Raw genomic sequence first — 21,993 nt, 5'->3', positions numbered from 1 at the left:
CGCGACAATGGCCCCATGGCACACACCGTCACCGCCGTGGGGCATCGCGGAGATCCCTACCGCGCCCGTGAGAACACGCTGTCCTCGATCCGGTCCGCCCTCGAACGGGGGGCGGACGCGGTCGAGATCGACGTCCGGGTGACCCGGGACGGAGTTCCCGTCCTCCTCCACGACGCCACGCTGGAGCGGCTCTGGGGCCATGACGTCCGCCTGGACGCTCTCGACCACGCCGAGTTGGCGGAGCGCACCGGCGGCGGGGTGCCCACCCTGCGCGAGGCGCTGGCTGCGGTCGGCCCGCACCGGGTGATGGTGGACCTGCCCGGCTCCACCGACGCCTCGGTGCGGACGATCGTGGGTACGGTGCGCGAGTGCGGGGCGGGGGACCGCGCCTACTACTGCGCGGGCCCCGACGCGATGCTCCGGGTGCGCGCCAACGACTCCTCGGCCGAGATCGCCCTGACCTGGACGACCCTCGCCCCGCCCCGCCCCGCACTCCTCGCGGCGATCGGCCCGCGCTGGCTCAACTACCGGTTCGGGCTGGTGACCCGGGACCTGACGGACCGGGCGCACCAGGACGGCCTGCTCGTCTCCGCCTGGACCGCCGACACCGGGCGCACCATGCGCCGGCTGGTCTCCCGGGGCGTCGACTCGATCACCACCAACCGGATCGACGTGCTGCGCGGGCTGCTCGCCGACTCGGCTCCGGGCCAACGCGGTTGACGCCCTCCCCGGGCCACCGGGCGGTCCGGGGAGGAACCCGTTCCGTGCCTCCGTCCGGCATGATGGCCGCGGGTCCGCCATGGGTGCGGCCCCGCGGCCGGGGGCGTGGTGGACGTACGGGGATGGTGGGCGCGGGCGCGCGTGGGGTGGCGGGGCCGCCCCTGGGCGGCGGACGCCGGGGTGGCGCTGCTGGTGCAGGCCGCGGTGAGCGTGCCCTGGCTGCTTCCCCGTGACCCGGGCCAGGAGCCGGCGAATCTCACGGCCTACCTGCTGACGACCCTGACGGTGCTGCCGCTGGTGTGGCGCCGCCGGGCCCCGGCCACCGTGCTGCTGGTCTGCATGGCGACGCTGGGGCTCTACACGGCCGCGGTGGACGGACCGGGGCAGACCCTGCCGTACACGGCGCTGGTCGCCCTCTACACGGTGGGCTCCGCCTGCCCCTCGCCGCGCCGGCAGATCCTGCTGGCCCTCTCGCTCGCGACGGTCTTCCCCGCCACCGCGTGGAACACGGGCGAGATCCGCGAGTTGGTCTTCTCCCTCATCGTCCTCGGCGGGGCCTACGGCTTCGGCCGGCTCGCCCGATTCCGCCAGAAGTACACCCGGGCCGTGGAGGAGCGCGCCGAGCAACTGGAGCTGACGCGCCATGTCGAGGCCGAGCGGGCGGCGGCCCGCGAACGGGCCCGGATCGCCCGGGAGATGCACGACGTCCTGGCGCATGCGGTGAGCCTGATGGTGGTGCAGGCCGAGGCGGGACCGGTGGCGGTACGCACGGCCCCGGAGCGCGCGGAGGCGGCCTTCGAGGCGATCTCGGAGGCGGGGCGGGACGCCATGACGCAGCTGCGCCGCCTGCTGGGCGTGCTGCGCGAGGACGGTGCGGCGGACGAGCCGACACCACGTGAACCGCAGCCCGGGCTGGGCGAGTTGCCCGGGCTGATCGAGCGGGTGCGGGCGAGCGGCTCGGAGGTCGTCCAGGTGGTGACGGGCGCGCCCCGGGCGGTTCCGTCCGACGTGGGAGCGGCGGCGCACCGCATCGCGCAGGAGGCGCTGACCAATGCCGTGAAGCACGCGCCCGCTTCCCGGGTCACCGTGGAACTCGTCTACCGTGCGGAGGCGTTGGAGCTCGTGGTGACGGACGACGGCGGAGGTGGCGACGCCCCCGTTCCGGCCCTTCCGTCACCGTCGCCTCCGTCACCGTCCTCCCCGGCCCCGTCCTCTCCGACACCTCCGCCTCCGTCACCGCCACCCGTGTCGCCGCCGTCGTCCCGGGGGTTCGGTCTGGTCGGCATACGGGAACGGGCCGCGGCGCACGGCGGTACGGCCCGTACGGGGCCCGCGCCCGGAGGCCGTGGCTTCCAGGTGTCGGCGACGATCCCCTTCACCTTTCCCGTTCAGGAGGACGACAGTTGACGATTCGCGTGGTGGTGGCCGACGACCAGGAGCTGGTGCGCAGCGGTTTCGCCATGATCCTCGACGCGCAGCCGGACATCGAGGTGGTCGCGGAGGTGGGTGACGGGGCCGGGGCCGTGGCGGCGGTGCGCGCGCTCGGCCCGGACGTGGCGCTGCTGGACGTCCGGATGCCGGTCATGGACGGCATCGAGGCGTGCCGGGCGATCAGCGCGTCGGGCGACTGCCGGTCCGTCATGCTCACCACCTTCGACACGGACGCCTACGTGTTCGACGCCCTGCGTGCCGGGGCGAGCGGCTTCCTCCTGAAGGACGTGCGCCGGGACGATCTCGTGCACGCGGTGCGGGTGGCCGCGGCCGGCGACTCCCTGCTGGCGCCGTCCGTGGCCCGCCGGCTGATCGCCGAGTACACGGCGCGGCCGGCGCCCACCACCCCGTCCACCGCCACGGCCCGGCTGACCGGGCTGACCGGCCGGGAGCGGGAGACGCTGCTGCACCTGGCGCGCGGACTCTCCAACGCGGAGATCGCCGAGGCGCTCGTCGTCAGCGAGCACACGGTGAAAACACATGTGGGCAACGTGCTGTCCAAGCTGGGCCTGCGCGACCGCGTCCATGCGGTCATCTGCGCCTACGAAACGGGACTGGTGGCCCCGTCTCCCCCGGGAGAGGGAGGAGACGCCCTCGCCTCCCTCTCCCGGGGGAGGGAGGTTCCCCCGGCCAAACCCCCGCTCGGGTGATCCGCGGGGCACCCGGGATCAACAGGATGGGAGTCACCGCAGAAGGAACGACATCCCACGACGGAGGCTCCCGATGAAGACCCGAACCCGCACCCTGCTCGCTTCGTCCCTGATCCTCGGCGTCCTGGCCGGGCCGGCCTCCGCACCGGGGCACGCGGCGACCGGCCGGGCCGCCGCCGCGACCGTCCGCGGCGACAACACCGTCGATGACACCACCGTCGGCGACGCCGACTCCCACGCGCTGGCCGCGGCGATCGCGGGGCTCCCCCGGGAGGACACCACGGCCGCACTCGTCCGGGTCGGAGGCACGGAGGGCACATGGCGGGGCAGCGCCGGCGTGCACGATCTCGCCTCCGGCCGACCCGCCGACCCCGACGCCCGCTTCCGGGCGGGCTCCGTGACCAAGGTCTTCACAGCGGCCACGGCCCTCCAGCTGGTCGGCGAGCGGAAGTTGTCGCTGGACCGGACCGTCCGTTCCTACCTCCCCGCCCTCGTCCCGGCCACGTACGCCGGGGTCACCGTGGGCCAGTTGCTCAACCACACCAGTGGGATACCGGCGGCCGACATGCCGGGCGGCACGGTGGAGGAGTGGTACGCCCACCGTTTCGACCCGCACACCCCGCAGGAGATGGTGGCCTCCGCGACCGCGAAGGAGCCCGAGTTCGCGCCGGGCCGGAGTCAGCACTACCTCAACATCAACTACAACCTGCTGGGCCTGCTGATCGAGAAGGTCACCGGCGACCGTTACGCCCATCAGGTCTCGGCGCGCATCCTGCGCCCACTCGGGCTGGACTCCACGTACTTCCCGGAGGGTGAGGCGCGCATCCGGGGCCCGCACAACCATGGTTACCAACTCTTCCCCGCGGCCGACGGCACGACCGGGCTCAGGGACGTATCGGTCTGGGGTACGGCGGACGCCTGGGCGGCGGGAGACATCGTGTCGACCACCGCCGACCTGGAGCGTTTCACCCGGGCCCTGTTCCAGGGCCGCGTGGTGCGCGGCCCCCTGCTGGAAGAGATGTTCACCCTGCCCGACCGCTGCGTGCACATGTACGGATCCGGCGCCCCCGCCCAGTACAGCGCCGGGCTCTCGGTGATGACGCTGGGCGGGCGGGAGGTCTGGGGAAAGACGGGCGGCCGCTACGGCTACAACACCGCGATAGCCGCGACCCGGGATCTGTCGAGGACCCTGGTCTACAGCGTCAACTCCACGGACGCCAAGGGCGAGGAGCTGAACCCCACGGCACTGAACATCATCATCGCCGCGTACGGCGCCCCGTCCGCACCCTGAACGGCGAGGGGCCTTGCCGGCCCCTCACCCCACCGGAGCGGGCGCCCTCCGTGGCGGCGGTTCGGCGCCGCTCCGCCCGGCTGCCTCCAGCCGCTTGATCAGCCGTCGCACCACGAGCAGCGGGACGATTCCGAAAACGCCGAACGACATGTCGATGACCGTCCACCAGAACGGAATGCCCCTCAGTGGTCCACAGATCAGGGCGAGCGGCACGATGCCGGCGCAGGCGATCATGCCGAACTCCACCACCCAGATGTTGCGGACCGGATCGCGGTAGGGCCCGTAGAACGCCACGGCGATGACGAGATGGGCGAAGGCCAGCCAGTCGGTCCCGTACAGCACGAAGGGGTGGTGCGCGTCGGCCTCGTCGAGCCCGGTGCGCACCCGGGTGATCCACTCCATGAGGGCGGGCAGATGCTCGGGAACCGGCGACGCGGAGGAGGCCAACAGCTCCTCGGTCCAGCGGAGTTCGTGCACGAGCGGGAAGGCCGTGAGCCCGCTCAGTGCCAGACAGACGATGAAGAAGACCAACCACACGCGTATGCGCCGCAACAGGACCCGCTCGCTCATGCCCTGCACTGTACGTCATTTATGAACACGTTCAAAAGCGCTTCGGCGGAACTGGCGAGCCCCCTGAACGCAGCACGGCCCCCGGAGAACCGGGGGCCGTGCGGGAGCCGCACGGTGCGGCCCGAGAGGTGGTGCGGTCAGAGGTGAGTGGTGGTGCGGTCAGCCTTCGAGGGAGGTCATGACGTGCTTGATCCGGGTGTAGTCCTCGAAGCCGTACGCGGAGAGGTCCTTGCCGTAGCCGGACTTCTTGTAGCCGCCGTGCGGCATCTCGGCGACCAGCGGAATGTGGGTGTTGATCCAGACGCAGCCGAAGTCGAGGTTCTTCGACATCCGCATCGCGCGGGCGTGGTCCTTGGTCCACACCGAGGAGGCGAGCGCGTACTCGACGCCGTTGGCGAACTCCAGGGCCTGGGCCTCGTCGGTGAAGGACTGCACGGTGATGACGGGGCCGAAGACCTCGTTCTGGATGATCTCGTCGTCCTGGCGCAGCCCGGAGACGACGGTCGGCGCCCAGAAGTAGCCCTGGTCGCCGACGCGGTGGCCGCCCGCCTCGACGGTGGCGTGCGCCGGGAGGCGGTCGATGAACCCGCTGACCTGGGCGAGCTGATTGGCGTTGTTGAGCGGGCCGTAGAGCACGTCCTCGTCGTCCGGCAGGCCCGTCTTCGTCTCCTTGGCCGCCACGGCCAGGGCCGCGACGAAGGCGTCGTGCACCGACTCGTGGACGAGCACCCGGGTCGCAGCCGTACAGTCCTGGCCCGCGTTGAAGTAGCCCGCCTCGGAGATGCCGGCCACCGCCTTGTCGATGTCCACGTCCTCGAAGACCACGACGGGTGCCTTGCCGCCGAGCTCCAGGTGGACACGCTTGACGTCCTTGGCCGCCGAGGCGGCGACCTGCGTGCCGGCCCGGACGGAACCGGTGATCGAGGCCATCGCGGGGGTCGGGTGCTCCACCATCGCGCGGCCGGTCTCGCGGTCTCCGCAGATCACGTTGAAGACACCGGCGGGGAGGATCTCGCCGATGATCCCGGCGATCAGGACGGTCGACGCGGGAGTGGTGTCGGACGGCTTGAGGACGACGGTGTTCCCCGCCGCGAGGGCCGGGGCGAACTTCCAGACCGCCATCATCATCGGGTAGTTCCACGGCGCGACCTGCGCGCAGACACCGACCGGTTCGCGCCGGACGATCGAGGTCAGGCCCTCCATGTACTCCCCGGCCGAGCGGCCCTCCAGCATCCGGGCGGCGCCCGCGAAGAAGCGGATCTGATCCACCATCGGGGGGATCTCCTCGCTGCGGGTGAGCGCCAGCGGCTTGCCGGTGTTCTCCGACTCCGCCGCGATCAGCTCCTCCGCGTGCTCCTCGAACGCGTCGGCGATCCTGAGCAGGGCCTTCTGCCGCTCGGCCGGCGTGGTGTCGCGCCACCCGGGGAACGCGGCGGCCGCTGCCGCCATGGCGGCGTCGACGTCGGCCGGCCCGGAGAGCGGCGAGGTCGCGTAGACCTCCTCCGTGGCCGGGTTGACCACATCGATGGTCCGCCCGTCGGCGGCGTCCCGGAACTCCCCGTCGATGTAGTTGCGCAGACGGCGCACCTCGGTGGTCACAGCCACCACTCCTTCTCGTCGGTCTCTCGTCGGTATCTCGTCGGTCCGGTCCTTCATGGCCAGCGTACGTACAGAAGCCGGTCGGCCAGGGCGTCCTGCGGATCGCTGCCCCCACGACCTGTTCACACCGGCTCGCCTCTTGTGGCCACCTCGGCCCGAATACACCCGATCGAGTGAGAACGAACTCGTCCGGGCCGCGTGCTGTTCGCACACCCCGTTCCCACTCCCTACCGTGCCCAGTGACCGATCGGCCGCGTCTTCGTTCCCCCGTACGGGGGAACGGGAAACTGACCTGAACCGAGGTGTACGCCATGGTGGCCCCGCCGGACAACGACGTGATCTGGGCACGCTCCCTGCATCACTCCCACAATGGATCGCCGGGCCTCAGCGGTGTCTCGCTCGGAGTCCGCGACGGCGAGATCCTCGCCGTGACGGGGCCGCGCGGCAGCGGGAAGTCCACCTTGCTGCACTGCCTCTCGGGCCAACTGGTGCCGCAGCAGGGCGAGGTGTGGTTCAACAGCGTGCCGGTCCACACCATGGGCCCCCGCATGCGCGAACAACTGCGCCGCGACCGGTTCGGCTGGATCGCCTCCGACCCGCAGCTCGTCCCCGAGCTCAGCGCGTGGGAGAACGCGGCGCTGCCGCTGCTGCTGCGCGGCGTCTCCCACCGCACCGCCAAGAAGGCGGCCATGGAGTGGCTGGAGCGCATGGACATCGGGCCGCTTGCCAAGAAGCGGCCCCACGCGCTGCTCCAGATCCAGCGTCAGCGGATCTCCGTGGCACGCGCCCTCACCGCCGCCCCTTCCGTGATCTTCGCGGACGAGCCGACCGCGACCCTGCACGGAGCCGACCGCAACCAGTTGCTGCGCACCCTGACTGCGGCGGCGCGTTCGCACGGCATCACGGTCGTGATGGCCACCCACGACGCGGAGATCGCCGCACTCGCCGACCGCACGGTCCCGATGCTGGACGGCCGCCGGGTCGCCACCGTCAAACTGCCCGCCGTGGCCGACACGGAAGGCCGCTCGGCGTGCTCGCTCTCCGTCTAGCCCGCGGCTCCCATCCCCTCGTCCTGGTCAGGCGGCTGCTGGTCGCCTCTTCCTCCGCCGGGGTGGGCTTCCTCCTGCTGAGCACGCTCGGGCACGCCTCCGGGCACCCGTCCCAGGCGGCGGGCTCGGTGCTGCGGCTGCTGTGGTGCTCGGTACCGCTGGCGGCCACCGTGCAGTTCGCCGTCGCGGTGGCCCGTACGGACCCGAGCACCCGGCCGCGTGCCGGGCTCTCCGCTCTCGGTCTCGGGCCGGTCCGGCTGTCGGTGCTCGCCGCCGTCTCCACCGCTGTCGCCACCACGCTCGGCTCGATGGTGGCCCTGCTCTTCTTCCTGCACCTGCGTGGCGATCTGACCGGAATGCCGTTCGACGGCGGCGCGGCGGAGTTCCTGGGCGCCGGTGCCCCGCTGCCGCTCGCCGCCGCGCTGGTGCTGCTGGCGCTCGTGCCCGTCTCGGCGTCCGTGGCGAGCGCGCTGGCCCTGCGGGCCCGCCCCACGGCCCCGGCGCCGGACGAGCCGTTCGCGGCGGAGGAACCCGTCTCCCCCGCCGCGGCTCCGGCGGGCCTGCCCTGGGGTGTGGCGCTGGCCGCCGCCGGGCTGGCCGTGGAGGCGTACGCGAGCAGGGGCTCGGGGGGCAGCCCCTTCCCGCTGCCCGGCCGGCTCGACTCCACCCCCGCCGGTGTGCTGGCCGGCTGGGTCCTCACCGCGACCGGCCTGGCGCTCGCCGGGCCCGGCCTCACCCACCTCTGCGGCCGGCTGCTCCAGTCGGCACGCCCGGGGGCCGTGCGGCTGCTGGCGGGCCGGGTCCTGATGGACGAGGCCCGCCGCATCGGCCGGCCGCTCGGCATCGTCTGTGCCGTGGTCTCGGGCGCCATCGCGGCGATGGCGCTGTACGAACCGGGGTCACGTCCCTACGGACCGCTCACCGCGCTCGGAGCGGTCCTGGTGCTGGGCTGCACGATGGCGTCCCTGCTGACCTCGGCGATCGAGGCACGGCAGGACAGGGCGCGGACCGCGCGGACCCTGCACCGGATGGGCGCCCATTCGTCCGTGCTGCGGTCCGCGACCGCGCTGCGAGCGGCGACGCTGCTGCTGGTGTTCGCCCCGCTGACTTGGGTGCTCGCCCAGCTGGCGGCCCTGCCCCTGTCGGGCTGAGACGGCCGAGTGGGCTGAGAGCGCCGGGGTCCCGCTGCCCGCCGGGCCCCGGCGCTCTCGTGCGGGACCCCTCAGGGGTGCGTGGCGAGGCGGCCGGCGAGGGCGTCGAAGAATGCCTCCCAGCCGTCCTCGGCGGCGGCGTACTGCTCGGCAGTGAGATGGCCTCCGCGCTGCTGGAAGACCAGTTCGGTGGTGCCGCCCGGGCGCTCGTGGAAGGTGGCGGTCACCGTCTCGCCGGCGCTCTCGGGCGCCGTCGCGTCCTGGAGCGTGAAGACGATCCGCTCCGGGTCCGCCACTTCGAGGTACGTCCCGTGGAACGGCATCTCGATGCCGGGCACGACCAGGACCAGGCTCCAGTTGCCTCCGGGGCGTACGTCCATGAACATCCGGTCGAGCGGCACCTCCGCGTCGCCGCCGTACCAGGCCGCGAAGTCCTCCGGATCGGTCCACGCCCGGAAGACGCGCTGCCTGGGGGCGTCGAGTACGCGGGTGATGTCGATGCCCTCGCGCGCTGACTGGCTCATGATCCGCGTCACTGTCCTTCCCGGTCGGGGCCGCCTCCGGTGCCGGCGGGACCCGTCTCCAGCTTGCGCCGACCGCCCGGGGCTGTCGCGGCGGCGGTCAGGACCCGGGGCGTCCAGGGCCCCCGGTGGGTACCCGGAGTGCGCCCGGCGAGGTGCCGCAGGAAGAAGGGGGCGGCGTCCGCCCCGGTCCGCGTCCGGGCCTCCCCGTCGCCCGGCAGGTGCTCGAAGAAGTCCTCGTGCCGGACGTCGGGTCCCACGCAGTGCCCGGTGATCCCGGGGATGTTCTCCAGGTACGGCGCGGTGTCCTCTGCGTACGGGGTGATGGTGTCGGCCCCGCCCCAGCGGAGCTCCACCGGAATCCGGATCGCGGCCAGGCTGCCGGGCGTCAGCAGCGACCCCAGGCCGGGCGCCACCTGGAAGACGGCCCGCACCCGCGGGTCGGACACGTCCGCCCCGGAGTCCTGGACGGCCGCCGCCAGTTCCTCGGGCGTCCGCTTCTCCCGTACCGCCGCGATCAGGCCCGGGAACTCCGGAACCACCGGCTCCGGCAGCTCTCCGCCGAGCAGGGCCGCCACCACGTCCCGGTCGACGCGCGCCCCGGCGAGCGCCGCGGCGGTGTACCCACCGAACGAGAACCCGGCGACACCGACCGGTCCCAGGGGTTCCCGGGCCGCCAGCGCGTCGAGCGCGACGGTGACGTCCCGGGGGCGCTCCCAGCCGAGGACAAAGCCCTCGGGTTCGTATCCGTCGACGAAGTTGTTGCCGTGATGGTCGAGCGCGACCACGCGCAAGCCCGCCTCCACCAGCGGACGCACCAGCCAGTTCATCGCACTGCCGGAGCCGCCCGTTCCGTGCGACACCACGACCAGCGGACCGGCGTCGGTGACCCGGCGGACCGGCTCCCACACGTAGAGCCGTACCGGACGGGGCGCGGAGGGGTCACGCAGGTCACGGCGGGTGTCGTCGTACAGGACGGATATGTGCGGCTCGGCCGGCTCCTGGAGCGTCATGGACGACAGCGTAGGACCCGGCCCTGCCGGACGGTCGTCTGTCCGGGAGGCGCCGCCGGGCCCCGGCCCGGCGCCGTGCGTCAGGCCTCCGGCACCGCCGCCAGGACCACCGTCCCCGCCACGTCGAAGGTGACCCCGACGACCGCGCCCTCGGCCGGGGTGTCGGCGAGCGCGCACTCCGCCTCGACGACCGGGCCGTGCTCGGGGGCCAGCCGTACGGCGACCCTGTCGCCCCGGAACGTGCGCGCTCCGGCCGTGCAGCGCAGGCCGTCGTCCGGGGCGCCGATCCGTACGCCCGCGGGCCGTACCAGCAGGTCGCAGCGGCCCTGCGGTGATCCCTCCGGTACGGGCACCTCACCCCACGGGGTCCGGGCGGACGTGCCCGTGACCGTTGCCGCGACCACGTTGTCGAAGCCGAGGAAGCGGGCGACGAAAGCGGAGGCGGGGCGCTGCCAGACTTCCAGCGGGGTGCCTGCCTGGGCGATCCGGCCGTCCCGCATCACCACGACCCGGTCGGCGAGCGCGAAGGCCTCGCCCTGGTCGTGGGTGACGGCGAGCACGGTCGTGCCCAGGTCCGTGAAGAGCGAGCGGAGTTCGACGACGAGGCGTTCGCGCAGTCCCCGGTCGAGCTGGCCGAGGGGTTCGTCCAGCATCAGCAGTCTCGGGCTGGGCGCGAGGGCACGGGCGAGCGCCACCCGCTGCTGCTCGCCGCCGGACAGCCCCGCGACGGCCCGGGGCCCCGCGCCGGAGAGGCCCACCAGGTCGAGGAGTTCAGCGACACGCTCGCGCCGGGCGCTCCGGTCCACCCCGCGCATCCGCAGCCCGAAGGCGACGTTGGCGGCCACGTCCCGATGCGGGAAGAGCTGGTGGTCCTGGAACATCAGCCCGAGGCCGCGCCGGTGCACCGGGACGCCCGCCTGGTCGGCGCCGTCGAGGAACACCCGGCCGTCGTCGAGCGGCTGGAGTCCGGCGACGACGCGCAGCAGGGTGGACTTCCCGCTGCCGCTCGGGCCGAGCACGCAGACGATCTCGTGGTCGGCGACCGAGAGGTCCACCGCGTCCAGCACCGCTCGTCCACCGAAACGGACCGTGGCCGCGTCCAGCTCCAGCATGGTCAGAACTCCCCGGATCGGTCGGTACGGATGCGTTCGAGGAGCAGCAGGGAGACGGCGCACACCAGCATCAGGATCGTGCTGAGGGCCATCGCCTGGCCGTAGTTGAGCTCCCCCGAACGGCCCAGCAGGCGCGCGACGGCGACCGGCAGGGTCGGGCGGTCGGGACGGGCGATGAAGACGGTGGCGCCGAACTCGCCGAGCGAGACGGCGAAGGCGAAGCCGGCCGCGACGAGCAGCGCCCGGCGCACCAGCGGCAGGTCCACCTCGCGCCAGGCCCGCAGCGGCGAGGCGCCGAGGACGGCCGCCGCCTCCCGCAGCCGGGCGTCCACGGCGCGCAGGACCGGCAGCATGGTCCGTACGACGAAGGGGACGCCCACCAGCGCCTGGGCGAGCGGCACCAGGATCCAGGAGGTGCGCAGGTCGAGCGGCGGTTCGTCCAGGGTGATCAGGAAGCCGAAGCCCACGGTGACCGCGGAGACGCCGAGCGGCAGCATGAGCAGCGCGTCGAAGCCCCGGACCAGCCGCCCCGCCCGGCGGGTGAGCGCGGCGGCGGAGAGCCCTCCGACGACGAGGGAGATACCGGTCGCGGCGAGGGCGTACTGGAGGGAGTTCCAGATCGCCTCCAGCGGGGCGACCAGGAAGGTGGAACCGCTGGCCTCGGCCGATCCCAGGGCCCGGTAGTAGGCGAATCCGTGCCCACCGGGCTGGTCGAAGGACCGCTCCACCAGTACCCCGAGGGGCAGCAGGATGAGCACCAGCACGGTCAGCAGGAGTCCGCCGAGGAGCGCCCACTGGCCGGCGCCGCGCGGGCGGCGGGCGGTCTGTGCCGGGTCGACGAGGCGCAGGGCCCTCTCCCGGCGGCGTACCGTACGCGCGTGCACGGCCAGGATGGCGCCGACGGCGACGAACTGGACGAGGGTCAGCACCGCGGCGGTGGGCAGGTCGAGCAGCTGCGCGGTCTGCCGGTAGATCTCCACTTCGAGCGTGGAGTAGGCGGGGCCGCCGAGGATCTGTACGACACCGAACGAGGTGAACGTGAACAGGAAGACCATCAGGGCGGCGGCGCCCACGGCGGGGGCGAGGGCGGGCAGCGTCACGCGGCGCCAGGCGGCGAACCGTCCCGCGCCCAGCACCCGGGCGGCCTCCTCCTGGCGCGGGTCGAGCTGCGACCAGAGCCCGCCGACGGTCCTTACGACCACGGCGTAGTTGAAGAAGACGTGGGCCAGCAGGATGGCCCAGACGGTGGTGTCGAGGCGTACGCCCCAGAGCTCGTCGAGCAGCCCGCCGCGTCCGAGCAGGGCGAGGAAGGCCGTGCCGACGACCACGGTCGGCAGCACGAACGGCACGGTGACGATCGCGCGCAGCAGTTGTTTGCCGGGGAATTCGAGGCGGGCGAAGACGTAGGCGCCGGGGAGGGCGATCAGCAGGGTCAGCGCGGTGGAGGCGAACGCCTGCCAGGTGGTGAACCAGAGGACGCCCCCGAGGTCCGCCCGGCCGAGGACCTCGCCGAAGCGCGCGAACTGCCAGCCGTCCTCGGTCTTCAGGCCCCGGGCGACGATCGCGGCGACCGGGTACGCGAAGAACAGCGCGAAGAACGCGACGGGCACGGCCATCAGGCCGAGCCGCGTCGCGAGGGAGCGCGCGCCGCCGGTGGTGCGGCGGCGCGCTGCGGATCCGGCGGTCTTCGACACCAGGCGCCTTTCGTTCGGGTCAGGCCGGGTCAGGGAGCGGGGTCGGGTGGCGTGCGTCGCAAGGCGGAGGAGGGAGTCGACGCGGAGCGTCGGCGACCGACGACGACGCCGCCGCGAGGTGCGGCGCCCGGGCACGCGAGCCCGGCCTGACCCGGACGACAGGCCCTATGCCTTCGTCACTTCACGACGAGCGAGGTCCAGGTCTGGACCCAACTCTCACGGTTGGCGGCGATCTTCGCCGGGTCCACGGTGAACGGCTTGTCCACGGTGGCACCGAACTTGGTGTAGACCTCCGGCAGCTTCGCGTCCTTGACGACCGGGTCGACGAACATCTGGAGCGGCATGTCCTCCTGGAACTTCTTGCTGATCAGGAAGTCCAGCAGCGCCTTGCCGCCCGCCTCGTTCTTCGCCCCGTCCAGCAGACCGGCGAACTCGATCTGGCGGAAGCAGGTCGCGGTGGCGACGCCGGTGGGGGCCTCGGTCGGCTGCGGGTCGGCGTAGTACACCTCGGCCGGCGGGCTGGAGGCGTAGGAGACGACGAGGGGGCGGTCGGCGTTCGCCTTCTTGCCGCCGGCGGAGCCCGAGAACTCCTCGTTGTACGCCTGCTCCCAGCCGTCGACGACCTTGACGCCGTTGGCCTTCAGCTTCTTCCAGTAGTCCTGGTAGCCCTTCTCGCCTGAGTCGGCGATGGTGCCGAGCAGGAAGCCGAGGCCGGGCGAGGAGGTGGCGGCGTTCTCGGTGACCAGGAGGTTCTTGTACGCGGGCTTCAGCAGGTCCGCGAAGGACTGCGGCGGGTCCAGCTTCTTGTCGGCGAAGTACTTCTTGTCGTAGTTGACGCAGATGTCGCCGGTGTCGATCGGGGTGACCCGGTGCTTGGCGTCGAGCTGGGTGTCGGCCGAGACGGCGTCCAGTCCCTTCGCCTTGTACGGGGCGAAGAGGCCCTGGTCGAGGGCGCGGGAGAGCAGCGTGTTGTCGACGCCGAAGAAGACGTCGCCGCGGGGGGATCCCTTCGTGAGGATCTCCTGGTTGAGGGCCGCTCCGGCGTCGCCGCTCTTGAGGACCTTGACCGTGTAGCCGGTCTCCTCGGTGAACGCCTTGAGCACGTCGTCCGAGGCGGTGAAGGAGTCGTGGCTGACCAGGGTGACGGTCTTGGAGCCCTTGGAGGCGCCCGAGCCGGTCGTGTCGTCGTCGGAGCTTCCGCAGCCGGCGAGCGCGGTGACGCCGAGTGCGGCGGCGAGTGCCGTCGCCGCGTACTTCGTCGTGGTGTGCATGTGATTCCTCCTGGAGGTGACCAGGAAGAGACGCGGCCCCGCGCGCTCCGGCGGGTGCCGGAAGCGGGCAGGGCGCAACAGCTTGAGTAATGACCGAACTTCCTACCCGGAATGACCCGGGCGAGGTTCAGAGGGTCTGCGGCCATCCGTTCACCGGTGCCGCACTCTCAGCGCTGTGGCGCTCCCCTGTCGGAATATGAAGTTGAATGCGGGGGCCAGGCTACACGGACCCCGTGTGGGGGTTTTGCCCAGGTCAGGCCGACAGCGGCGGCCTGACCTGGGGCTCCCGGCTCAGCGCTCGGCGGCGGCCAGCTGCCCGCAGGCGCCATCGATCTCCTGACCACGGGTGTCACGCACCGTGACGGGTACCCCGTGGGCGGCGATGGCCTCCACGAACGCCTTCTCGTCCTCGGGGCGGGAGGCGGTCCACTTCGAGCCGGGCGTCGGGTTGAGCGGGATCAGGTTGACGTGTACCCGCTTGCCCTTGAGCAGCCGGCCGAGCCGGTCGCCCCGCCACGCCTGGTCGTTGATGTCGCGGATCAGGGCGTACTCGATGGAGATCCGGCGGCCGGACTTCTCCGCGTACTCCCACGCGGCGTCGAGCACCTCGCGGACCTTCCAGCGGGTGTTCACGGGCACGAGGGTGTCGCGGAGCTCGTCGTCCGGGGCGTGCAGCGACACGGCGAGACGGCACTTGAAGCCCTCGTCGGCGAAGCGCAGCATGGCGGGGACCAGGCCCACGGTGGAGACGGTGATGCCGCGCTGGGAGAGGCCCAGGCCGTCCGGCTCCGGGTCGGTCAGCCGGCGGATGGCGCCGACGACGCGGTTGTAGTTGGCCAGCGGCTCCCCCATCCCCATGAAGACGATGTTGGAGAGGCGCGCGGGCCCGCCCGGCACCTCGCCGTCGCGCAGCGCCCGCATACCGTCCACGATCTGGTGCACGATCTCGGCGGTGGAGAGGTTCCGGTCGAGGCCGGCCTGTCCGGTGGCGCAGAACGGGCAGTTCATCCCGCAGCCGGCCTGTGACGAGATGCACATCGTCACGCGCTCGGGGTAGCGCATGAGGACGGACTCGACGAGCGTCCCGTCGTGCAGCTTCCAGAGCGTCTTGCGAGTGGTGTCGTCGTCGCAGCTGATGTGGCGGACCACGGACATGAGGTCCGGGAACAGCGCTTCTGCGAGCTTGTCCCGCGATCCGGCGGGGATGTTCGTCCACTCCGACGGATCGTGCGCGTACCGCGCGAAGTAGTGCTGCGAGAGCTGCTGCGCGCGGAACGGCTTCTCGCCGGTCGCGGCGACTGCTTCCTTGCGCTCGGCGGGCGTGAGGTCGGCGAGGTGGCGCGGGGGCTTCTTGGCTCCGCGGGGCGCGACGAAAGTGAGTTCTCCGGGCTTAGGCATGGTTCTTCCAGTGTCGCAGACGCGACGCGAAGGGCCCGCCGTCCTGTGGACAACGGGCCCTTCGCGCGTGAAGACGCAGGTGGAACGGGGTGTGCCGAAGCGTTCCGGCCGACTGGGCACGGTGCGCGCACCGCAGCCGGAACGTATCGCCTGAAGCGTCAGCCGCTGCCGACGAACAGCACCAGCAGCAGCCAGGCCACCGGGGCGGTCGGCAGCAGCGAGTCGAGGCGGTCCATGATCCCGCCGTGACCGGGCAGCAGCGTGCCCATGTCCTTGATGCCGAGATCGCGCTTGATCATGGACTCGCCGAGGTCGCCGAGGGTGGCGCTGGCGGCGACCGCGAGTCCGAGCAGCAGACCCTGCCACCAGGAGCCGTCGTCGATCAGGAACTGCATGCACAGCGCGCCGCCCACCATCGCGAAGGCGATGGCCCCGAACAGACCCTCGCGGGTCTTGCCGGGGCTGATGCGCGGGGCGAGCTTGTGCTTGCCGAACCGCCAGCCGACCGCGTACGCGCCGGTGTCGCTGACCACGGTCAGTATCAGGAAGGTCAGCACCCGCCACGGTCCGTCGTCCGCGGCCAGCATCAGCGCGACGAACGTCGCCAGGAACGGTACGTAGAACGCGGCGAAGACACCCGCGGTGACGTCCCGCAGGTACCCCTCCGGCTTCTCGGTCATCCGCCAGACGAGTACGGCGAGCGAGGTGAGCGCCATCGCGATCCAGGCGCCGTCCGCCCCCCACTCGTAGCCGGCCACGACCATGGCGGCACCGCCCACCGCGAGCGGGACGAGCGGGGCCTTGATCGACTTCCGCTCGGCCAGCCGGGAGGTGAGTTCCCAGAGACCGACGACGACGGCGACGGCGATGACACCGACGAAGACGGCCTTCACGACGAACAGCGAGGCGATGACGACGGCGCCGAGACCCACGCCGACCCCTATGGCGGCCCGCAGGTCACGCCCCGCCCGCTTCTTCTGCGGTGCGGGGGGCGTAGCGGGCGCGGGGGCCTGCGGGGCGGGCGCGGGCACCTGCGGCACCTCGTCGCGGAACAGGGGGCCACTGATGTGCGTGGCGTCCCCGTCCCGGCCGTCGTGGTCGTCTGCGTCGTCTCTACCTGCGTCGGGAGTGTCCGGCACGATGGGCATGGGCCGAGTCTGCTGGGCGCCGTGCGCATCGTGGGCAGGACCCGCCGGAGCGGCCCCGATCTCGGACGTGCCCCAGTAGCCGGCTCCCTGCGGGGCGCCCCAGGAGGAGTCGTTCATCAGACTTCGAGCAGCTCGGCTTCCTTGTGCTTCAGCAGCTCGTCCACCTGCGTGACGTACTTCGCGGTGGTGTCGTCGAGCTCCTTCTCCGCACGGCGCACCTCGTCCTCGCCGGACTCCTTGTCCTTGACGAGCTTGTCGAGCGCCTCCTTCGCCTTGCGGCGGATGGAGCGGATCGAGATCTTGGAGTCCTCGGCCTTGGTCTTGGCGACCTTGATGTACTCCTTGCGGCGGTCCTGGGTGAGCTCGGGGAAGACCACCCGGATGATATTGCCGTCGTTGCTGGGGTTGACGCCCAGGTCGGAGTCGCGGATCGCCTGCTCGATGTTGCGCAGCGCGGTCTTGTCGAACGGCGTCACCACGGCCATCCGCGGCTCGGGAACCGAGAAGGAGGCCAGCTGGTTGATCGGGGTCAGCGCACCGTAGTAGTCGGCGACGATCTTGTTGAACATCGCCGGGTGCGCGCGGCCGGTCCGGATCGCGGCGAAGTCCTCTTTCGCCACGACAACGGCCTTCTCCATCTTCTCCTCGGCTTCGAGGAGGATTTCTTCGATCACCACGTGCTCCTGCGTGTCTTGAGTGGGCCCGGCATCGTCATCGCCGGGCCCTGCGGGTCCTGCGTCGCGTCCTCACCTGCACGGTGTCCGACCGGCAGGCCGTTGTCCATCCGTGGGCCGTCAGGCCCGGGTGCTCTCGTCACTCACGAGCGTGCCGATCTTCTCACCGTTGACGGCGCGGGCGATATTGCCCGCGGCGGTCAGCTCGAAGACCAGGATCGGGAGCCGGTTGTCGCGGCAGAGCGTGATCGCGGTGGCGTCGGCGATCTTCAGATCGCGGGCGAGCACCTCGCTGTACTCCAGCGCGTCGAACTTCACCGCGCCGGGGTTGGTCTTCGGGTCGGAGTCGTAGACCCCGTCGACGCCGTTCTTGCCCATCAGGAGCGCCTCGGCGTCGATCTCCAGGGCCCGCTGGGCAGCGGTGGTGTCGGTGGAGAAGTACGGCATGCCCATGCCGGCGCCGAAGATCACGACGCGCCCCTTCTCCAGGTGCCGCACGGCACGGAGGGGAATGTACGGCTCGGCGACCTGGCCCATGGTGATGGCGGTCTGTACGCGCGAGTCGATGCCCTCCTTCTCCAGGAAGTCCTGGAGTGCCAGGCAGTTCATCACGGTGCCGAGCATGCCCATGTAATCGGACCGGGCCCGGTCCATGCCGCGCTGCTGGAGCTCGGCGCCGCGGAAGAAGTTGCCGCCGCCGATGACGACGGCGATCTCCGCACCGTCGCGCACCACTGCGGCGATCTCGCGGGCGATGGCGTGCACGACGTCGGGATCGACTCCGAGTCCGCCGCCACCGGCGAAGGCTTCACCGGACAGCTTCAGCATGAAGCGTCCCGACACCTTCTCGTCGCGCTTGTGGTCAACCTGTTTGGCGTCCGCGCCCTTGTCCATGGAAATTCTCCTCGTGCACATACGAAGAAGGCCATTGCCGGTGGGTCTGGTGTCCCTCTGCGGCAATGGCCTCCTCGTCAGATCTGCGGTCGCTCGGCAGGTGTGCGGCCGACGACTGCATCAGACCCTATCCGGGTCCACCGTCATTCGCGGACGGGACTCAGATGCCGACCTTGATGCGCGTGAAGCGCTTCAGGGAGACACCGGCCTCGTCGAGAACCTTCTGAACCGTCTTCTTGGAGTCCTTGGCGAAGGACTGCTCCACGACGACGACGTCCTTGAAGAAGCCGTTGACGCGACCCTCGACGATCTTCGGGAGGGCGGCCTCGGGCTTGCCCTCCTCGCGCGAGGTGGCCTCGGCGACACGACGCTCGTTCTCGACCGTCTCGGCCGGGACCTCGTCGCGGCTGAGGTACTTCGGGGCGAAGGCGGCGATGTGCTGCGCGACGTCCTTGGCGACCTCGGCGTTCGGCTTGTCCAGCTCGACGAGCACGCCGACCTGCGGCGGGAGGTCGGGCATGGTGCGGTGCATGTACGCGGCCACGTAACCGCCGGTGAACTGCGCGAAGCGGTCCAGGACGATCTTCTCGCCGAGGTTGGCGTTGGCCTCGTCCACGTACGCCTGGACGGTCTTGCCGGCCTCGATCTCGGAGGCGAGCAGCGCGGCCAGGTCGGCCGGGGAGGTCGCGGCGACGTGCGCGGCGAGCGTGTTGGCGACGGCCTGGAACTTCTCGCCCTTGGCGACGAAGTCGGTCTCGCACTTCAGCTCGAGCAGAACGCCGGAGGTCTTGTCGTCGGAGATGAGCGAGACGACCGCGCCGTTCTCGGCAGAGCGGCCCTCGCGCTTGGCGACGCCCTTCTGGCCCTTGATACGGAGCGCCTCGACGGCCTTGTCGACACTGCCGTCGGCCTCGTCGAGCGCCTTCTTGCAGTCCATCATGCCGGCGCCGGTGAGCTCGCGGAGCTTCTTGACGTCAGCGGCGGTGTAGTTCGCCATGAGTCTGTGTTTCTCTCTCGAAGTCTGAAAGATCTACGGGTGAACGGCGGGGGCGGTGCGCATGGCACCGGCCCCCGCCGTCAGTCAGCCGTGACGGAGGTGTCAGGCCTGCTCGGTCTCGGCGGCAGCCTCGACCTCGGCGGTCTCGGCGGCGACCTCGGCGGTCTCCGCGGCGGCCTCGGCCGGCTCGGCGTCGGCGGCCTTCTCGGTCTCGGCGGAGGCCTGGACCTCGGCGTCGTCCTTCTTGTCGCCCTCGAGCAGGTCGCGCTCCCACTCGGCGAGGGGCTCGCCGGCGGCCTTCTCGCCCGGCTTCGAGTCACCGGTGGCGGCACCGGAACGGGCGATGAGGCCCTCGGCGACGGCGTCGGCGATCACGCGGGTGAGCAGGGTGACGGAGCGGATCGCGTCGTCGTTGCCCGGGATCTTGTAGTCGACCTCGTCGGGGTCGCAGTTGGTGTCGAGGATCGCGACGACCGGGATGTGGAGCTTGCGCGCCTCACCGACGGCGATGTGCTCCTTCTTGGTGTCGACGATCCAGACGGCGCTGGGCACCTTCTGCATCTCGCGGATACCACCGAGGGTCTTCTCCAGCTTGGCCTTCTCGCGCGAGAGGACCAGGAGCTCCTTCTTGGTGAGGCCGGAGGCGGCCACGTCCTCGAAGTCGATGAGCTCGAGCTCCTTCAGACGCTGAAGGCGCTTGTAGACGGTGGAGAAGTTGGTGAGCATGCCACCGAGCCAACGCTGGTTGACGTACGGCATGCCGACGCGCGTCGCCTGCTCGGCGATGGCCTCCTGGGCCTGCTTCTTGGTACCCACGAACATGATGGAGCCGCCGTGCGCGACGGTCTCCTTGACGAACTCGTAGGCGCGGTCGATGTACGACAGCGACTGGAGCAGGTCGATGATGTAGATGCCGTTGCGCTCGGTGAAGATGAAGCGCTTCATCTTCGGGTTCCAGCGACGGGTCTGGTGACCGAAGTGGACGCCGCTTTCCAGCAGCTCCCGCATCGTGACGACGGCCATGGCCGTTCTCCTTGAGGTACTCGGTTCCGCGACCGCAGGATTGCTGTCGCGCCTGACGCCCCACGCGCCGTGCCACGAAGGACCGAGAGGCGCGGCCACCGTCCGCTGAGAGGGAGGTGGCGGGGCGTGCGAAGTCGACCCGGTCACCCGGGTCGCCACAAGAAGTGTACGGGACCCTTCGCGTGCCGGGTGACGGCGTTGTCCACAACCGGCGAGTACTCCACAGCCACGGTCCAAGATCCCCTGGCCGGGGGCCTCCGGGGGGAGGGTTCGGGCATGCAGCGGACACACACGACCACGGTCTCCCCAGGGACACGGAAGCCTGCACGGGCACGGGTGCGGACAGGGGCACGGGCACGGGTGCCGGAGCCGGTACGAGCTCCGGCACGGGATCGGGTACGGGCACGGGTGCCAGGGGCGGGCCGCCTCGTTCCCTCATTCCTGGTGCTCGGCCTCCTGGTGCTCGGCCTTCTGGTGCCCGGCCTTCTGATGCTCGGCGCCCAGGCTCCGGCCGGGGCGTCGGCGCGCACCCCGGGCGGTCCGCCGGCCGGGGCGCCCGCCCCGACCGGCACCGACACCGACTCCAGGACCGGCTCCGGCTCCAGGACCTGGCCCCTGGCGGGCCGGCCGGTGGTCGTACGGGGCTGGGAGCCGCCCGCCGGTCCGTACGCGCCCGGTCACCGGGGTGTCGACCTCGCCGCACCGCCCGGCACCCGGGTCCTGGCGGTCGCTGCCGGACGCGTCGCGTTCGCGGGCCGGGTGGCGGGGCGTGGGGTCCTCACCGTGGAGCTGGCGGAGAGCGGCGAACCGCCGCTGCGCACCACGTACGAATCCGTGCGCTCCCTGGTACACGTCGGTGACGAGGTCCGGGCGGGCGGGCAGGTCGCGGTGACGGAGCCGGGCCCTTCGCACTGCGCGCGGGGGTGCCTCCACTGGGGTGTGCGGCGCGGGGACGCCTACGTCGACCCGCTCTCGCTGCTGCCGGCCGCCCTGCTGAGGCGGGGCCCGTCGCGGCTGCTGCCGGTGTCGGGCGTCCCCCTGCCCGAAGACCGGCCGGCGGGCTCAGCCGCGTACGCCGCGCAGGATCATGGCGACCGCGGTCTCGGCGATCACGCCCGGCTCCTCGGCCACGACCAGCTCGATCCGGCGTACCGCCGCGTCGACGGAGCCCTGGAGCAGCATCGCCGCGAGCCTGGGCTGGGTGTGCCCGAGGTCGCCCAGGGCCTCGACGATCATGGTGATCAGCCCGCCGTGCGCCGCCCTGATCTTCTCGCGGGCCCCCGCGTCGAGCTCGCTGGCGGAGATGGCGACCACGGCGCGGTGGCGCCGGTCCCCGACCAGTTCGAGCTGCTTGCGGACGTACGCCTCGATCTTCTCCTCGGGCGTGGTGGCCCGGGCCATGGCGTTCTCGACCTCGGCCGCCCACACGGGGAAGTCGACGGCGCAGAGTTCCTCGACGACGGCGGCGCGGGAACGGAAGTACTCGTACACCGAAGACCTGGCGAGACCCGTGCGTTCGGCGAGCGCGGGGAAGGTCAACGCCTCCGTCCCGCCCTCGGAAAGCAGGGAGCGCGCGGCGTCCAGGAGGGCGCCGCGCTGCATGGTCCGGTGCTCGGCCACGGAGGCCGCTCGAATCCTGGGCACGGCTCCACTGTACGGCGGGGGGTGTGCACGTGAAATGCCCGACCTCGGCGTCCGGCGGGAGGAGAGGCGAGCGGAGAGGCTGC

Annotated in this window: 19 protein-coding genes and 2 pseudogenes; 7 read left to right on the top strand and 14 right to left on the bottom strand. The window is 71.7% G+C overall.

Annotation, left to right across the window (positions count from 1 at the left end; all coding sequences use genetic code 11):
- Positions 1 to 15: 15 nt before the first annotated feature.
- The 4 genes from OG599_RS25330 (at position 16) to OG599_RS25315 (ending at position 4,152) form a co-directional block, all read left to right on the top strand.
- Positions 16 to 720 (top strand): glycerophosphodiester phosphodiesterase, encoded by a 705-nt coding sequence (locus OG599_RS25330; RefSeq protein WP_327178258.1) that lies wholly within the window; start codon positions 16 to 18, stop codon positions 718 to 720.
- A gap of 108 nt (positions 721 to 828) precedes the next feature.
- Positions 829 to 2,127, top strand: a complete 1,299-nt coding sequence (locus tag OG599_RS25325; RefSeq protein ID WP_327178257.1) for a sensor histidine kinase — start codon at positions 829 to 831, stop codon at positions 2,125 to 2,127.
- A complete protein-coding gene (locus tag OG599_RS25320) occupies positions 2,124 to 2,861 on the top strand; it encodes a response regulator transcription factor (RefSeq protein ID WP_327178256.1) in 738 nt (245 codons plus the stop codon). The genes OG599_RS25325 and OG599_RS25320 overlap by 4 nt, the downstream gene beginning before the upstream one ends.
- A gap of 73 nt (positions 2,862 to 2,934) precedes the next feature.
- Positions 2,935 to 4,152 (top strand): serine hydrolase domain-containing protein, encoded by a 1,218-nt coding sequence (locus OG599_RS25315; protein ID WP_327178255.1) that lies wholly within the window; start codon positions 2,935 to 2,937, stop codon positions 4,150 to 4,152.
- Positions 4,153 to 4,176: 24 nt separating this feature from the next.
- On the opposite strand, the gene OG599_RS25310 is transcribed toward OG599_RS25315, so the two are convergent.
- Positions 4,177 to 4,722, bottom strand: a complete 546-nt coding sequence (locus tag OG599_RS25310; RefSeq protein WP_327178254.1) for a hypothetical protein — start codon at positions 4,720 to 4,722, stop codon at positions 4,177 to 4,179.
- A gap of 159 nt (positions 4,723 to 4,881) precedes the next feature.
- On the bottom strand, positions 4,882 to 6,321 hold the full coding sequence (locus tag OG599_RS25305; protein ID WP_327178253.1) for a gamma-aminobutyraldehyde dehydrogenase: 1,440 nt from the start codon (positions 6,319 to 6,321) through the stop codon (positions 4,882 to 4,884).
- Between the two features lie 395 nt (positions 6,322 to 6,716).
- Between OG599_RS25305 and OG599_RS25300 the strand changes: the two are divergent.
- A pseudogene (locus OG599_RS25300) lies at positions 6,717 to 7,370 on the top strand (ABC transporter ATP-binding protein); the annotation flags it as partial.
- Complete coding sequence (locus tag OG599_RS25295; RefSeq protein WP_327178251.1) at positions 7,352 to 8,521, top strand: hypothetical protein; 1,170 nt, start codon at positions 7,352 to 7,354, stop codon at positions 8,519 to 8,521. The pseudogene OG599_RS25300 and the gene OG599_RS25295, both read left to right, overlap by 19 nt.
- 71 nt (positions 8,522 to 8,592) lie before the next feature.
- Here OG599_RS25295 and OG599_RS25290 read toward each other — a convergent pair whose 3' ends face one another.
- The 11 genes from OG599_RS25290 to rpsB form a co-directional block, all read right to left on the bottom strand.
- Complete coding sequence (locus tag OG599_RS25290; protein ID WP_327178250.1) at positions 8,593 to 9,045, bottom strand: SRPBCC family protein; 453 nt, start codon at positions 9,043 to 9,045, stop codon at positions 8,593 to 8,595.
- An 8-nt stretch (positions 9,046 to 9,053) separates the two neighbouring features.
- The gene (locus OG599_RS25285; protein ID WP_327178249.1) at positions 9,054 to 10,055 is read right to left on the bottom strand and encodes an alpha/beta hydrolase family protein; all 1,002 of its coding nucleotides are present in this window, start codon (positions 10,053 to 10,055) and stop codon (positions 9,054 to 9,056) included.
- Between the two features lie 80 nt (positions 10,056 to 10,135).
- On the bottom strand, positions 10,136 to 11,167 hold the full coding sequence (locus OG599_RS25280; protein ID WP_327178248.1) for an ABC transporter ATP-binding protein: 1,032 nt from the start codon (positions 11,165 to 11,167) through the stop codon (positions 10,136 to 10,138).
- A gap of 2 nt (positions 11,168 to 11,169) precedes the next feature.
- Entirely contained in the window at positions 11,170 to 12,783 is a 1,614-nt protein-coding gene (locus OG599_RS25275; protein WP_327180182.1) for an ABC transporter permease, read from the bottom strand.
- A gap of 254 nt (positions 12,784 to 13,037) precedes the next feature.
- Positions 13,038 to 14,132, bottom strand: coding sequence for a thiamine ABC transporter substrate-binding protein (locus tag OG599_RS25270; RefSeq protein WP_327178247.1), 1,095 nt, complete (start codon positions 14,130 to 14,132; stop codon positions 13,038 to 13,040).
- A gap of 291 nt (positions 14,133 to 14,423) precedes the next feature.
- On the bottom strand, positions 14,424 to 15,530 hold the full coding sequence (gene rlmN, locus OG599_RS25265; RefSeq protein ID WP_327178246.1) for a 23S rRNA (adenine(2503)-C(2))-methyltransferase RlmN: 1,107 nt from the start codon (positions 15,528 to 15,530) through the stop codon (positions 14,424 to 14,426).
- Between the two features lie 158 nt (positions 15,531 to 15,688).
- Positions 15,689 to 16,795, bottom strand: coding sequence for a phosphatidate cytidylyltransferase (locus tag OG599_RS25260; RefSeq protein WP_327178245.1), 1,107 nt, complete (start codon positions 16,793 to 16,795; stop codon positions 15,689 to 15,691).
- Complete coding sequence (frr, locus tag OG599_RS25255; protein ID WP_327178244.1) at positions 16,795 to 17,352, bottom strand: ribosome recycling factor; 558 nt, start codon at positions 17,350 to 17,352, stop codon at positions 16,795 to 16,797. Before frr ends, OG599_RS25260 begins: the two co-directional genes overlap by 1 nt.
- A 120-nt stretch (positions 17,353 to 17,472) precedes the next feature.
- On the bottom strand, positions 17,473 to 18,246 hold the full coding sequence (pyrH, locus tag OG599_RS25250) for a UMP kinase (RefSeq protein ID WP_327178243.1): 774 nt from the start codon (positions 18,244 to 18,246) through the stop codon (positions 17,473 to 17,475).
- Between the two features lie 160 nt (positions 18,247 to 18,406).
- Positions 18,407 to 19,243, bottom strand: coding sequence for a translation elongation factor Ts (gene tsf / locus OG599_RS25245; protein ID WP_327178242.1), 837 nt, complete (start codon positions 19,241 to 19,243; stop codon positions 18,407 to 18,409).
- Between the two features lie 102 nt (positions 19,244 to 19,345).
- Entirely contained in the window at positions 19,346 to 20,266 is a 921-nt protein-coding gene (gene rpsB, locus OG599_RS25240; RefSeq protein WP_327178241.1) for a 30S ribosomal protein S2, read from the bottom strand.
- Positions 20,267 to 20,542: 276 nt separating this feature from the next.
- Between rpsB and OG599_RS25235 the strand changes: the two are divergent.
- Positions 20,543 to 21,175, top strand: a pseudogene (locus OG599_RS25235) (peptidoglycan DD-metalloendopeptidase family protein); the annotation flags it as partial.
- Positions 21,176 to 21,328: 153 nt separating this feature from the next.
- On the opposite strand, the gene OG599_RS25230 reads toward OG599_RS25235, so the two are convergent.
- Positions 21,329 to 21,886, bottom strand: coding sequence for a TetR/AcrR family transcriptional regulator (locus OG599_RS25230; protein ID WP_327180181.1), 558 nt, complete (start codon positions 21,884 to 21,886; stop codon positions 21,329 to 21,331).
- Positions 21,887 to 21,993: the final 107 nt, after the last annotated feature.

Origin of the sequence: Streptomyces sp. NBC_01335 (genome assembly GCF_035953295.1) — a bacterium.
Lineage (GTDB): Bacteria > Actinomycetota > Actinomycetes > Streptomycetales > Streptomycetaceae > Streptomyces.
This window is presented reverse-complemented; position numbering and strand designations above follow the sequence as displayed.

Coding starts and splice junctions, on each gene's coding strand:
- OG599_RS25330 (WP_327178258.1), top strand. CDS start 16: ATGGCACACACCGTCACCGCCGTGGGGCATCGCGGAGATCCCTACCGC.
- OG599_RS25280 (WP_327178248.1), bottom strand. CDS start 11,167: ATGCTGGAGCTGGACGCGGCCACGGTCCGTTTCGGTGGACGAGCGGTG.
- OG599_RS25310 (WP_327178254.1), bottom strand. CDS start 4,722: ATGAGCGAGCGGGTCCTGTTGCGGCGCATACGCGTGTGGTTGGTCTTC.
- OG599_RS25260 (WP_327178245.1), bottom strand. CDS start 16,795: ATGAACGACTCCTCCTGGGGCGCCCCGCAGGGAGCCGGCTACTGGGGC.
- OG599_RS25290 (WP_327178250.1), bottom strand. CDS start 9,045: ATGAGCCAGTCAGCGCGCGAGGGCATCGACATCACCCGCGTACTCGAC.
- tsf (WP_327178242.1), bottom strand. CDS start 19,243: ATGGCGAACTACACCGCCGCTGACGTCAAGAAGCTCCGCGAGCTCACC.
- OG599_RS25315 (WP_327178255.1), top strand. CDS start 2,935: ATGAAGACCCGAACCCGCACCCTGCTCGCTTCGTCCCTGATCCTCGGC.
- OG599_RS25270 (WP_327178247.1), bottom strand. CDS start 14,132: ATGCACACCACGACGAAGTACGCGGCGACGGCACTCGCCGCCGCACTC.
- OG599_RS25275 (WP_327180182.1), bottom strand. CDS start 12,783: ATGGCCGTGCCCGTCGCGTTCTTCGCGCTGTTCTTCGCGTACCCGGTC.
- rlmN (WP_327178246.1), bottom strand. CDS start 15,530: ATGCCTAAGCCCGGAGAACTCACTTTCGTCGCGCCCCGCGGAGCCAAG.
- pyrH (WP_327178243.1), bottom strand. CDS start 18,246: ATGGACAAGGGCGCGGACGCCAAACAGGTTGACCACAAGCGCGACGAG.
- rpsB (WP_327178241.1), bottom strand. CDS start 20,266: ATGGCCGTCGTCACGATGCGGGAGCTGCTGGAAAGCGGCGTCCACTTC.
- OG599_RS25285 (WP_327178249.1), bottom strand. CDS start 10,055: ATGACGCTCCAGGAGCCGGCCGAGCCGCACATATCCGTCCTGTACGAC.